This window comes from Streptosporangium brasiliense, assembly GCF_030811595.1.
GTDB classification, from domain to species: Bacteria; Actinomycetota; Actinomycetes; order Streptosporangiales; family Streptosporangiaceae; genus Streptosporangium; species Streptosporangium brasiliense.
Genome location: NZ_JAUSRB010000002.1, coordinates 6,447,595 through 6,460,589, shown reverse-complemented (window position 1 = coordinate 6,460,589; position 12,995 = coordinate 6,447,595). Strand labels below are relative to the sequence as shown.

General features: G+C 69.2%; 13 protein-coding genes. 7 read left to right on the top strand and 6 right to left on the bottom strand.

The window, feature by feature from the left end; translation table 11 throughout:
• Positions 1–160: 160 nt before the first annotated feature.
• Positions 161–3,412: an efflux RND transporter permease subunit gene (locus J2S55_RS38005; RefSeq protein WP_306871170.1), complete on the bottom strand. Its 3,252-nt coding sequence runs from the start codon at positions 3,410–3,412 to the stop codon at positions 161–163.
• Between the two features lie 115 nt (positions 3,413–3,527).
• Here J2S55_RS38005 and J2S55_RS38000 point away from each other — a divergent pair, with 115 nt between their 5' ends.
• The 4 genes from J2S55_RS38000 to J2S55_RS37985 all read left to right on the top strand — a co-directional run bounded on the left by J2S55_RS38000 (position 3,528) and on the right by J2S55_RS37985 (position 6,059).
• A complete protein-coding gene (locus tag J2S55_RS38000; RefSeq protein WP_306871168.1) occupies positions 3,528–4,007 on the top strand; it encodes a MarR family winged helix-turn-helix transcriptional regulator in 480 nt (159 codons plus the stop codon).
• Between the two features lie 53 nt (positions 4,008–4,060).
• Positions 4,061–5,230, top strand: coding sequence for an MFS transporter (locus J2S55_RS37995; RefSeq protein WP_306871167.1), 1,170 nt, complete (start codon positions 4,061–4,063; stop codon positions 5,228–5,230).
• Between the two features lie 227 nt (positions 5,231–5,457).
• On the top strand, positions 5,458–5,673 hold the full coding sequence (locus J2S55_RS37990) for a hypothetical protein (RefSeq protein WP_306871164.1): 216 nt from the start codon (positions 5,458–5,460) through the stop codon (positions 5,671–5,673).
• On the top strand, positions 5,670–6,059 hold the full coding sequence (locus tag J2S55_RS37985) for a hypothetical protein (protein WP_306871162.1): 390 nt from the start codon (positions 5,670–5,672) through the stop codon (positions 6,057–6,059). The genes J2S55_RS37990 and J2S55_RS37985 overlap by 4 nt, the downstream gene beginning before the upstream one ends.
• 164 nt (positions 6,060–6,223) lie before the next feature.
• On the opposite strand, the gene J2S55_RS37980 is transcribed toward J2S55_RS37985, so the two are convergent.
• Complete coding sequence (locus tag J2S55_RS37980; RefSeq protein ID WP_306871159.1) at positions 6,224–7,702, bottom strand: MFS transporter; 1,479 nt, start codon at positions 7,700–7,702, stop codon at positions 6,224–6,226.
• A 104-nt stretch (positions 7,703–7,806) separates the two neighbouring features.
• On the opposite strand from J2S55_RS37980, the gene J2S55_RS37975 reads away from it, so the two are divergent.
• Positions 7,807–8,418, top strand: coding sequence for a TetR/AcrR family transcriptional regulator (locus J2S55_RS37975; protein ID WP_306871157.1), 612 nt, complete (start codon positions 7,807–7,809; stop codon positions 8,416–8,418).
• A 50-nt stretch (positions 8,419–8,468) separates the two neighbouring features.
• Here the strand turns inward: J2S55_RS37975 and J2S55_RS37970 are convergent, their stop codons facing one another.
• The 3 genes from J2S55_RS37970 to J2S55_RS37960 form a co-directional block, all read right to left on the bottom strand.
• Positions 8,469–8,627, bottom strand: coding sequence for a hypothetical protein (locus J2S55_RS37970; protein WP_306871155.1), 159 nt, complete (start codon positions 8,625–8,627; stop codon positions 8,469–8,471).
• Between the two features lie 322 nt (positions 8,628–8,949).
• Entirely contained in the window at positions 8,950–9,786 is an 837-nt protein-coding gene (locus tag J2S55_RS37965; protein ID WP_306871152.1) for an MBL fold metallo-hydrolase, read from the bottom strand.
• Complete coding sequence (locus J2S55_RS37960) at positions 9,780–10,403, bottom strand: dihydrofolate reductase family protein (protein WP_306871151.1); 624 nt, start codon at positions 10,401–10,403, stop codon at positions 9,780–9,782. Before J2S55_RS37960 ends, J2S55_RS37965 begins: the two co-directional genes overlap by 7 nt.
• A gap of 46 nt (positions 10,404–10,449) precedes the next feature.
• On the opposite strand from J2S55_RS37960, the gene J2S55_RS37955 reads away from it, so the two are divergent.
• Complete coding sequence (locus J2S55_RS37955; protein ID WP_306871149.1) at positions 10,450–10,953, top strand: winged helix-turn-helix transcriptional regulator; 504 nt, start codon at positions 10,450–10,452, stop codon at positions 10,951–10,953.
• Between the two features lie 94 nt (positions 10,954–11,047).
• Positions 11,048–11,824, top strand: coding sequence for a class I SAM-dependent methyltransferase (locus J2S55_RS37950; protein WP_306871146.1), 777 nt, complete (start codon positions 11,048–11,050; stop codon positions 11,822–11,824).
• Positions 11,825–12,069: 245 nt separating this feature from the next.
• On the opposite strand, the gene J2S55_RS37945 is transcribed toward J2S55_RS37950, so the two are convergent.
• Positions 12,070–12,975 (bottom strand): helix-turn-helix transcriptional regulator, encoded by a 906-nt coding sequence (locus J2S55_RS37945; protein WP_306871144.1) that lies wholly within the window; start codon positions 12,973–12,975, stop codon positions 12,070–12,072.
• Positions 12,976–12,995: the final 20 nt, after the last annotated feature.

Below are 12,995 nucleotides of genomic sequence, written 5' to 3'. Positions count from 1 at the left end.
TGCGTCAGTCTATTGCCGCCCCGCCACCACGCCCCGCACAGGGTCACCCCCACCCACCCGACACCACCCCGCCCCGAACCGGAAAAGCCGGTCGCCGCGCGGCGCAAAGACCACCACGCGGCGACCGGCACACCCCTTCACCGGCGCCCGGCAGAGCCCGCTACCGCGTCGCGGTCAGCTCACCGGCGTCGTAGACCTTCACCTCGGCCCCGTGCCTGCCCCCCGCCGAACGCCGGCCGAACCGCTCCTTGGTCCGCTCCACCATCACATACAGCGTCGGCACCAGCACCAGCGTCAGCAGCGTCGACGACAGCAGACCACCGATCACCACGATCGCAAGCGGCTGGGAGATGAACCCGCCCGACCCCGTCAGACCCAGCGCCATCGGGATCAACGCGAAGATCGTCGCCACCGCGGTCATCAGGATCGGCCGCAGACGCCGCCGGCCGCCCTCCATCACCGCCTCCACCACGCCCAGCCCCTGCTGCCGGTACTGGTTGATCAGGTCGATCAGCACGATGGCGTTGGTCACCACGATGCCGATCAGCATCAACATGCCGATCAGCGCCGGGACACCCATCGGAGTGCCCGTGGCCAGCAGCAGACCGATCGCACCCGTCGCCGCGAACGGCACCGACACCAGCAGCACCAACGGCTGCACGAAACTCCGGAACGTCGCCACCATGATCATGAAGACGATCGCGATGGCCGCCAGCATCGCCAGCCCCAGCTGACCGAACGCCTCCGCCTGGTCGGCGCTGACACCGCCGATGGTGAAGCTCGCCCCCGCCGGCAACGCCAGAGCCTCCAGCTTCGCCGTCAGAGCCGACGTCACACTGCCCAGGTCGCTGCCGGTGGCCGTACCCGAGACCGTCGCGCTGCGCTCACCGTCGATCCGCGTCACCTGCGTCGGACCCTCGACCTTGGCCACCTTCGCCACATCCGCCAGCTCGACCTCCCCAGCCGCGCTGGGCAGCTTCAGAGCACCGATCGCCTTCACATCCTGCGGCGCCTCACCGGTCCGCACGATCAGATCACTGGCCCGCCCGTCCACGGTCACCTGGCCCAGCGGCGCACCGCGGAAGCGCTGCGCCACCAACTGACCGATCTGCGTCTCGGTCAGCCCCTTGGCCGCGGCCTTCCTGCGATCCACCCGGACCTCGACACGCTCAGCGCTGGCCTCCAGGTTTGAGGAGACATCCCGCAGTCCGCCCAGGGCGGCCATCGCACCGCGCACCGCCTCGGCGGCGCTGCGCAGCGTCGCATCGTCCGGAGCCTGCACGATCACCTGAAGCTGGTTGGTCGAACCACCCCCCGGACCCCCCTGGGCGCCGCCCACAGTGATCTCACCGGCATCCGCCAGCCCCTTGAGCCGATCACGCAGCTCCCCCTCCAGCACAGCGGTGTCGACCCCCTCGGCCACCGTCACCGAATAAGAGGCCCGATCACCGCCACCCCCACTGGCCGCCCCCATGAACCCGCCACCGGAGCCCACGTTGACCTGGTAATCCTCCACCTCCTCGAAAGACGACAGCACCTCCTCCACCTTCTTGGCCGCCGCGTCCGTGGTCGCCAGATCCGTACCGGCCGGCATCCGCTGACTGATGGAGACCGTGTTCTGACCCGAGGAGTCCAGGAAGTTGGTCTCCAACCGCCCGGCCAGCCCCATCGTCCCCACGAAGACCACAACACCGACCAGGACCGTGACCAGCCGCCGCCGCGTCGCGAACCGCAGAACCGGCAGATAAGCCCGCTGCAACGGACTACGCAGCTCCTTGGCCTCGGCCTCCTCACGCACCACACGCGCCTGCTCCGCACCGAGCACCGGCGCCTTCAAGAACCAGTAGGCCAGCACCGGGATCACCGTCAACGACACCAGCAACGACGCCAGCAGCGCCACCGTCACCGTGATCGCGAACGGCGCGAACAGCTGCCCCACCATGCCGCCGACCACCGCGATCGGCAGGAACACCGCCACCGTCGTCAGCGTCGAGGCCGTCACCGCCCCGCTCACCTCACGCACACCCGCCACAACGGCGTCACGCTTGGCCTCGCCGTACCCCAGATGCCGCTTGATGTTCTCCAACACCACGATCGAGTCGTCCACCACCCGGCCCACCGCGATCGTCAGCGCCCCCAGCGTCAGCATGTTGAGGGAGTAATCCCCCAGCCACAGCGCCATCAACGCGATCACCACCGACAGCGGGATCGACACCGCCGTCACCAGCGTCGAACGCACCGACAACAAGAAGACCAAAATGACCAGCACCGCGAAGGCCAGCCCCAGCAGTCCCTCGGTCGTCAGATCCTCGATCGAACGCTCCACATACGGCGCCTGGTCGAAGACCACCGTCACCTCGGAGGAATCACCGATCGCCCGCACGATCTCCGGCAACTTCTCCCGCACCGCATGAGAGATCGCCACCGCGTTGCCGTCAGGCGTCATCGTCACCGAGACCCCGAGGCTCGGCTCACCATTGGTACGCGTCAACGAAGTACGCTGCGCAGGCGACCGCTCGACATCGGCCACCTCCCCCAGCTTCACCGGCTGCGGCGCCGCCGGACGCCGCACCTGCTGCGGCACCCGCGCCGCACCCTGACCCGGCGCCTGACGCCCCTGCTGAAGCTGCTGAAGCTGCGCCTGCTGCGGCACCTGCGCCTGCACCGGAGCCGCAGGCACCAGATAGAGATTGCGCAGATCCTCCACCGAGGCGATCCGCCGGCCCACCTGAACCGTCAGCGACGCCTTGTCCTCCACCAGACTCCCCGCCGGGACCGGCTGACCGTTGCCCCGCAGCGCATCGGTCACCGCCGTCGGCGCCAACCCCCGCGCCGCCAGCTTCTTGGCATCCGGAGTGACCACCACGGTCTCCTCCCGCGTACCGGTCACCGTGGCCTCACGGACACCCTCGATGCCCTGCAGCTCCGGCACCATGATCCGCTCAAGCCGATCAGCCATCGCCCGCTCGTCACCGCCGGCCTCCACCGCCAGCACCAGCACCGGGATGTCATCGGTCCCGCCCGCCAGCACCTGCGGATCCACCCCGTCCGGCAGCTGGGCGCCGATCCGCGACACCGCCTGCTGCATCTCCCCGACCGCCGCGTCGATGTCGGTGCCGTACTCGAACGCCACCTGAACCTGCGACACCCCCTCAGCCGAGGTGGACGTCACCTCCGTGACACCCTCCACCCCCTGGAAGCTGTTCTCGATCGGCTCGGTGACCTGCTCCTCCACGATCTCAGGGGAGGCACCCGGATAAGCGGCGACCACGAACGCGCCGGGGAAGGAGAGCGAGGGCAGCAACTGCTGTTTCAGCGACGGGATCGCGAAGGCGCCGAACGCGCTCAACACGACCGCGATCATTATGACGAGGCTGCGGTTGGCAAGGCTCAACCTGGCCAAGGCGGTCATGGGGGCGGACTCCTAAAGGGGACGTCACAATAAGTTTTGCCCACACTAACACTTCGCATTGCACGAATATTTAACGACCTCTAGCAATCCTGATAACCTTCTCAGGAAGCGAGAGGTGAGTGTGAACGACGAACGCGACCAGCTGATCCACCGGATCGGCGCAATCCAACGCGACCTGGGACGACTCCTCGCCCAGCACCGCCCCCCCTCACCCCTGTTCGACTCCAACCTCACCATGCGCCAACTCAAGGTCGTCATGATCCTGTCCTTCCAGGACTCCGCCTCCGGCCAGGACCTCGCCCACCACCTCGGCGTCGGCCTCGGCACCGTCACCGGCATCGTCGATCGCCTCATCGGCCACGGCCTCGTCACCCGCCGCGAGGACCCCAACGACCGCCGCATCCGCCGCGTCGAACTCACCCCCGCCGGCCACGCCCTCACCGAACAGCTCGCCGACGCCGGCCTCGCCGACTTCCGCCGCCTCCTCCAACTCCTCGACACCCCCACCCTCCACGACCTGTCCACCGTCATGGACAAGATCCAGGCTGCCGCCCTCACCCTCACCAGCAACCAAGACCACCTGAAAACAGGATGACCAAGCCCACCTGACCGAACGACCCCCTGAGCCGACCACCCCCAGGGACACCCGTGAGCGACACACCCACCCAGCAGGCCACCAACGCCCGCCGAGCCGTGTCCTACTTCTTCACCCTCCTCGGCACCGCCTCCGGCGCCTGGGCCGCCCGCATCCCCGCCGTCAAACACGACCTCGGCCTCAGCGACGGACAACTCAGCTACGGCCTCCTGGCCATCGCCGCCGGCCTCGTCATCGGCATGCGCTTCGCCGGACGCCTCACCGACCGCCTCGGCAGCGCCCGCCTCCTCACCCCCGCCGCCGTCGCCACCTCCCTCGCCCTCATCCCCCCCGGCTACGCCCCCACCCTCCCCCTCCTCATCACCGCCCTGTTCCTGTACGGCCTCATCAACGCCTCCCTCGACGTCGCCATGAACGCCCACGGCGTCGAAGTCGAACGCGCCTACCGCCGCCCCATCATGTCTTCCTTCCACGGCATGTACAGCGTCGGCGGCCTCATCGGCGCAGGCATCGGCGGACTGTTCGCCTGGCTCGACCTCAGCGCCGGCACCACCCTGGCCGCCACCGGCATCCCCCTCGCCCTCATCTCCCTCTACGCCCGACGCCACCTCCTGCCCACCCCCCACCCCACCACCCGACCCACCACACCCCCCACCCGCGCCCGCTGGTCAGGCTGGATCGTCCTCATGGGCGTCGTCGCCTTCGCCGGACTCGTCGGCGAAGGCGCAGCCGTCGACTGGACCGCCGTCTACCTCTTCGAAGACCTCCACGCCCCCCAAGGCATCGCCGCCCTCGGCTTCGCCGTCTTCTCCACCGCCATGACCGTCGGCCGCTTCGCCGGAGACCGCCTCGCCCTCCACCTCGGCCCCGTCCGCCTGGTCCGCTACTCCGGCCTCATCGCCGCCCTCGGCCTGGCCACCGCCCTGCTCATCGGCCAGATCCCCGTCGCCATCACCGGCTTCGCCCTGTTCGGCCTCGGCCTGGCCACCATCGTCCCCCAGGTCTTCTCCGCCGCCGGAAACCACGACCCCGCCCGCGCGGGAGAGGCCATCGCCCAGGTCGCCACCGTCGGCTACGCCGGACTCGTCGCCGGGCCCGCCATCATCGGCGGCGCCGCCGAGATCATCGGCCTGCCCGGCGCCCTGGCCATCCCCACCCTGCTGGCCGCCTTCATGGCCGCCTCGGCCGGTGCCCTGCGCCCCCGCACCCGCACCCTCTCCTGAGAAGGCCCGGCGGGCGCGGCCGTACGGCCCCTCACCCACCCGCCGGGCCGGACCCACCCCGCTCCCCTCAGGCCCGCGAAAGCTCCTGTTTTTCGGGGATTGAGTCTTTAGTCCGCTGTAAATGATCTTGAAACCGGCCGAGCGCCTTTACAATGTAGATCAATAATTCTGGAGTCGGAGAGGCGTTAACCGCGAGGGAAAGAACCTGCCACGCTATGGTGAAGGGCATGAGTGATCAGGCGCAGTCACGGACCCCCGGACCCGATGAGCTCAGGGCGAGGCTGTACGGCACCTTCGTCTCGGCCGTGCGCATCGCCACCCCCGGCCAGATCGCCGAGGCCGGCCGGGCGGTCGAGGAGATCCGCAGACACGACCCCTCGCTCGTTTCCCGCATGGAGCAGTTCTGGCACGGCGACGAGGACCCGGCACGGGCCAGCGCGTGAACGGCAAGATCTTCGACCATTCCGCGCTGCTGCAATACTCGGCCGCTCCCGAGGTCTACCGGCGGACGCTGCTGAACGTCGCCACGCGCGACGGTGCCACCCTGGCGGTCCCCGCCTCGGCCTACCAGGTGACCATCGCCCTGCGCCCGGCGGCCCAGCAGACACTCTTCGACCTGGTGACCTCCCCCGGGATCGCGCTCCACGCGCTCAGCGACAGGGTCGACCTCGAGAACGCCGCCTACCTGGTGGCCCCCCACCCCGAGCTGCGCCGCGACGTGTGCGCCGCGCACTGCTGCCTGATCGCCGTGCAGACCGGGTGGCCGATCGTCACCGCCGAACCCCACCTGTACGTGCCGCTGGGGCTCGCCGCCGAGAAGATGCCGTAGCCGGGGCCGGCCGGACCACAGGGGAAGAGCGCCCCCGGTAAGGCCCTCCCCCACCGCGGCCCCGGGCCCGCGGGCGCCGGCCCGGCCCGCCTCCGAGACGGAGAACGTACGCTGGGTCCCGTTCCTGCATCTCATCGCCGGCGCAGATGAGATTGCTCCCTACGTCATCGGGTGAGCTCCTCTGCGGCTGCGGATTCGGATTCGGCTGTGGGAGCCGGCCGGTTCTTCATGGTCAGGGCCAGGAGGACTGCGCCGGCGGTGAATACGGCTGCGACGGTGAAGGCCGCGGTGACTCCCTCGGTGAGGACCTGGTGGGCCGGTCCACGCGAAGCGCGCGTGGCTGCGCCGAACACCGTGACGAGGATGGCCAGCCCCAGCGCACCACCGATCTGCTGCATGACATTGAGCAGGCCCGAGGCGGCACCGGCATCCTCGGCCCGGATCCCGGAGGACAACACGGTGGTGGCTCCTACCAGCAAGGTGCCCATGCCAAGACCGGCGATCATCATGGGGCCGAGCAGCGCCGTGGCGTAGTCGGTCCGGGGCGTCAGCTGCGTCATCCACAGCAGAGCCAGGCTGATCGCCCCTGCGCCGACGGCAATCAGCGTCTTGGCACCCAGGCGCGGCAGCAGCCGGGCCGCTACACCGGAAGAGGCCAGGATCACGAGGGCCAGCGGCACGAAGGCGAATCCCGCCTGCAGCGGGCTGTACCCGCGGACCTGCTGCAGGAACTGGGTGAGAAAGAAGAACATGCCGTTGCCCGCGGCCAGAACGAACAGCAGCACGACGTAGCCACCGGCGCGGTTGCGGTCAGCGAACAGCCGCAGCGGGACGATCGGCTGCCGGGCACGGGACTCGACGGCCACGAACAGGACCAGCAGGACGGCGGCCACGCCGAGCGCGCCGAGCGTGACCACGTCGCCAAAGCCCTGCTCAGCGGCGCGGATGAAGCCGTAGACGAGCGCGGTCATGCCAAGCGTCGAGGTCAGCGAACCGGCCAGATCGAAGCGGCCCGGGTGGCGGTCGGTCTCGGTGATGAACAGCGGGGCCAGGATCAGCAGGACGATGCCGATCGGCACGTTGATGAACAGCACCCACCGCCAGGAGATCCAGTCGGTGAGCATGCCGCCGGCGATGAGGCCGATCGCGGCGCCGGAACCGGAGACTGCCGCGTATGCCCCCAGTGCCCGCGCCCTGCGCGCAGGGTCCGGAAAGCCTACGGTGATGAGGGCGAGCACGGTCGGCGCGGCAATGGCGGCGCCGATCCCCTGACCGGCACGGGCCGCCAGCAGCATCCCAGCCGATGTGGCCAGCCCTCCGGCCAGTGAGGCGACGGTGAAGATGACCACCCCGCCGATGAGCGCCCGCCGTTGGCCGACGATGTCGCCCACGCGACCGCCGAGCAGCAGCAGACCTCCGAAGGCCAGCATGTAGGCATTGAGCACCCAGGACAGGCCGGCCGCAGAGAAGCCGAGGTCGTGCTGGATGTCGGGGAGGGCGATGTTCACCACGTTGGTGTCCAGGATGAACATCGTCTGACAGATCAGCACGATGGCGAGCACCAAGCCGGGGTGGCGCTGCTGTCGGGCGGCACCGGCGGGCCCGGATCCCGCTCTCGCCACGTGCGTGCTGTGCTCGGTCATGGCACTCCTCAGAATGGTACCCAAATAAACGAGGAACCTCCTCGCTTTCGGTGAGCTAAGATATGAGGAGCTTCCTCGTTTTGGCAAATGTGTGGAGGGTTTCCGTGGTGGATCGATCAACGCAGGCCCGGCCCGTAGGGCGCAAAGATGCGCGACGCAATTACGAGCGGCTCTTGACGACCGCCCGGACGGCTTTCGCCGAGCACGGCGTTGGCGCCTCCTTGAACGACATCGCGCGCACCGCCGGCGTCGGCAACGTGACCCTCTACCGGCACTTCCCGACCCGCCAGGCACTACTGGAGGCATTGCTGGGCGAAAGCCTGCGCGGCCTGCAAGCCCGCTCAGACGAGCTGCTCGCCTCCCCCTCCCCGCGCCAGGCCCTGGCCACCTGGATGACGGCCGCGGTCGAGCACGCCATGGCCTATCGCGGCCTGGTCGACGCCCTCGTCGACAGCCTCGCCGACCCCACATCCGAACTCCACGCCACCTGCCAAGCCGTCAAGGCCGCCGGGGCGCAACTACTGGCCAGAGCCCAGCACACAGGGACGATCCGACCCGATATTGACGCTTCCGCCCTTTTTTCTCTGATCGCTTCAGTCGCCTGGGCGGCGGAGCGGACCCCCGCACATCGTGATCAGCTTCTGGCCGTCATGTTCGACGGGCTCCACCGCCGGGTGGATGAGCCGACCCAACCCTGCTGGTCCAATGAGGTGTGAACGGCGCAGCGAGCGAGCGGCGCCCATGCCCCGTTGCGGAACAGCCTTCGTTATCTGGCAAGGTAGCGGTCACCAGCGGGGTGTGAGCTGAGCGAGACCCGTCCCGCCCGGACGCGTCCGCCCTCAGGGTTGGCGCCGAACTCGATCACCTCGGTCAGCACCATCACGAGCCCCGAAGCCGTCGCGTACCACGAGGCCATCTCCGGCACCCGCCATATCGTCCGCAAGACCGAGGACGGCCTGGAGGCGGCCCGCCGCCGCGGCCGGGTCGGTGGCCGCCGACCCGTGGTCGGCGACGACGAACGCGCCGCGATCCTGGCCCGCCGCAAGCGCGGGGAATCCATCCGCACCATCGCCGCCGGCGTCAAGGTCTCCGTCGGCGTCGTCCACAGGCCCCCCGCGGACGCCCAGCTCGCCGCCACAGAGGGGGCAACCCCCGCTGACCAGCCCGACCACCCTGGAGAACGTCGTGCCGCTGCCCCGGATCCCGGCCGGCGACCCGCGCGCACCGGCTGTGTCGCACACCGATCGCTAGCGGGGCGCCCCGTCGTGCTCGCTTCTCTGGGCGAGGCGTTGGAGTTGCCCTTCGTGCACGTCGCTCACCCACTCCCAGCCAGGCTTGGCCGATGGGCCGACCCGTGAGTCGGCGGGGACTTGGCCGTTCCGCAACGCGAGTACGTACGCCCGATCCTGTTCGATCCGTGCCTGTATCTGGTCGGATCCGCCGACGGAACCGTGGCCCGGGACGACGACATCAACGCCGCCCGCCACGCCCTCCAGCAGCCGCAGGGCGGCGAGGTGGTCCTCGATCGGGTCAGCGGTGCCGTCCAGGTCGAGCATCGGGATCAAGACATCAGAAAGCATGTCGCCGGCGACGAGAACCCCGCGTTCCTCGATCAACAGCGCCGCATGGCCCGGGGCATGCGCTTGATGCTCGATGATCCGGACCCCGGGGCCGTCCCAAGGAATCTGCGCGGTTTCGGCGGGCAGGCCGGTGATGAGGCCGAGCAGGTCCAGCGGTACCTGCCCGGCGATTTCCGTCTCCAGCAGGTGGGCGGCGATGCGGGCCTTCGCACCTGCGTCCGACAGCTGATCTCGGACAGTGGCCGCGCAGCGCGCCGTACCGTAACGGGGCACCTCACCGAGCCGGGCGTGCCAGAGCAGGTGATCCCAGTCCGGATGCGTGGAAAACCCTGCCACAACGGGCTGACCCAACTCGCGAAGGTCGTTCGCGAGGCAGCCGATCTCGGAGCCGGTCACCCCGGGGTCGATGAGCAGCACACCGGCCCGGCCCAGCACCGCAACGGCGTTGCTCTGCACGAACTCGCTCTCGTGGACCCACACACCCTCCGCGACCTGCCTCAGCACGAGCTCGCCTCCTTTGCGTCCCGGATGGCGTAGCGATGCATCGTGACGCCCTGCTCGAACGATCGCTGCTCCAGCAGGTCGAGATCGATCGGCAGGTCGTAGTCGTCGAACAGCGGCCTGCCGAAGCCGAGGATCGCGGGATGGGTGAAGAGCAGCAACTCGTCAAGAAGCCCCGCCCGGAGCAGCTGCGTCGCGAGCGCCGCGCCGCCCACACTGGTGCTGCCGTCGGTCTCGGCCCGCAGGGCGGCGAGCTGCTCGATCGCGTCGTCTCCACCGATGATCCGGGTGTTGTGATCGGCGCTGCGGCGCGTGCGGGAGATGAGCACCTTGGGCTTGGCGGTCCAGATCTCGCCGTACTCACGCATGACATCCGGCAGCGACGCGTCCTCGCGCGCCCGTGGCCAGTATTCCTCCATGGCCTCGTAGTAGACCCGGCCGTGGACCATGAGGGCGAGCGCCTGCGTCTGCGCGTTGGCCTCGCGGTGCAGTTCCTTGCCGATGCGCAGCCACTCGCCGGCACCGTTGTCCCCCGGGACTTGCTCGATGCGCAGGTCGAGGGATACCTGCATCGAGTAGACGAAGCGGCCCATCAACTCCTCTTCCAAAAGTGATTGCATTCTGCAACCACTATATTGAGAGCAAAATACCTGTCAAGGAGGAATCGTGGAACCACGGTCCGGGTGTCCGATCAACGCCGCCGTCGAGGTGCTCGGAGATCGCTGGTCGTTGCTCGTGCTGCGCGACGTCATCTTCGGCGACCGCCGCCACTTTCGGGCGCTGCTCACCGGGTCGATCGAGGGCATCGCCTCGAACATCCTCGCCGACCGCCTCGTGCGGCTCGTCGAGGCCGGGATCCTCACCCGCGGCACCGCCGCGCGGGGGCAGCGCGCTCGCTACAGCCTCACTGAAGCCGGCATCCAGACTCTTCCGATCATCTACGCCCTCGGCAACTGGGGCCTCGACTGGCGCCCGGGCAGCGAGGAGCTCCGGAGCCGGCAGCAGCTCATGCGTGATGAGGGTCCGGCGTTCGTCGAGGAGCTCATGGACGAGCTTCGCGTCCGTCACCTCGGCGCCCCGCCGAAGCCGCACGACGGTCCAGGCCCGTTCGAGCGCCTCGACGCCGCCTACGCCGCGGCCGCCGAGCAAGAAAACGCCGATCAACGGTGACCGCAACGGCCCCCGCCCTGACCTTTGTCTTAACGTGACTGCCGTTCGGTTGCCGCTCAAGCCCCGCGTCCGCCGCCGCGGTCGATGAGTCAGGATGATCGGCATGTCTGATCGCGCACTGAGTTTCGGAGTGATGGCCGAAGCGTACGAACGGTTCCGGCCGGGGTATCCCGTGGAGCTTTTCGACATGGTGATGGCGTACGCGGCACAGCCGGTGCGGACTGCCCTCGAAATCGGCGCCGGGACCGGCAAAGCAACCCGCCTGTTCGCTCAACGAGGGGTCACGGTCACCGCGACCGAGCCCGATGGGGCCATGCTCGCCGAGCTGCGCAAGCACGTGCCGGCAGACGTCACAACCGTGCAAGCCGCGTTCGAGGACCTGCGACCGGGCGAGAGGTACGGGCTGGTCTATGCGGCAGCGGCGTTGCATTGGACCGACCCGCAGGATCGGTGGTCACGCATGGCCGCGCTACTTGAGCCGGGTGGCGTGTTCGCCTCGTTCGGCGGGCCGATCCAACTGGCTGACCCGGCTGTGCAGGAAGCTGTCCGCGCGGCGCGGTCGCCGTTCCTGGCGAGCGACGAGGTCCCCTCTCCCGACGGGACGCCTCCGGAGAACGACATGCAGTGGCCGGGGACGGAACTCCAGCGCTCGCGGTGGTTCACCGATGTCCAGCAGTCCGTGGTCGAGCGGCGCTTGACCCTGAGTGCCCGCGACTACATCGGCCATCTCTCGACCGTCTCGGCTTATCTCGTACTGCCGGCCTTGGAGCAGGAGCAGGTGTTCAGCCGGATCATGCAGGTCCTGCCTGAGACGGTCGAGCTTGCCGCCGACATCACCGTCCATGTCGCGCGCCGGCGCCACAAGCGGTAGCGGCTCGATGCCCGGATGCCCGCCGGCCTGGCTGGGGGCCGGCAAGAAACATGTCATGAGCCCCGAACGAGCGTGATCACGGAGGCAACGGCGTCGTGGACCGGCATTTCCCCGCCGGTCGTGATGCCCCTCCCCTCATGTGGCCGGCACTCAGCGCCTGGTCTCCTCGCGTATCCAGCTGAACCGTGACGACCTCGACGGAGCCCGCCCGTGATCCCGGAGAGCACCGGTTGAAGGTCGGCGCTTCAGCGCGGCTGGTCGGTGGAGTGTGTCTCCTCGGGCTGGGTGGCTGCCAGGCTGGCGAGGAGTGTGAGGCGGTCTTCGAAGGCGGTGCCCGGTTCGGCGGTGTAGATGGTGAGGTCGTACACCGTCCGGTTGGACACGGGCAGGTCGAGGGACTGGTAGGTCAGCTCCAGGCCGCCGACCTCTGGGTGCCATAGCCGCTTGGTGCCGTCGTGGCGGATGCGGACGTCGTGGGCGGCCCACCGGCCGCGGAACTCGGTGCTGAGTGTGGACAGTTCGCCGACGAGTTCGCGCAGGGCCCGGTCGTGGGGCTCGCGTCCGGCCTCGGCGCGCAGCAGTGCGGCAGTGGCGACGGCGGCCTCGTCCCAGTCGACGAAGAACTGCTTGGAGCCCGGGTCGAGGAAGATGTAGCGGGCGATGTTGGCACGGCCGTGCTGCGCGGTGGTGGGGCTGTCGAAGACCGGTGCGTGCAGGGCGCGGGCCAGCGCGTTGCCGGCGACGATGTCCTGGCGACCGTTGCGCACGAACGCCGAAGACATCGTCATGGAGTCCAACAGCCACTGGACACGGGGCGGGACCTGGACGTCCTTGCGCCGGGAGGGGGCGCGGCGGGTGGGCCGGGCGGCGCGGGCCAGGTCGAACAGGTAGGTGCGTTCGTCCTGGTCCAGTTGCAGTGCCTGAGCGACAGCCTCGAGCACCTCCTCGGACACGCCGCTGATGTGGCCCTTTTCCAGCCGGGTGTACCACTCGGTGCTCACTCCGGCCAGCACCGCGACCTCCTCGCGGCGCAGCCCGGGGACCCGGCGCCGACCGCTGGTGGGCAGCCCGACCTGCTCCGGTGCGAGCTTCGCGCGCCGGGTGGCGAGGAAGCCCCGGATCTGGTCGCGGTTGTCGGGTCGGCGGTCCATGCCCTCCACGGTAGCCGCAG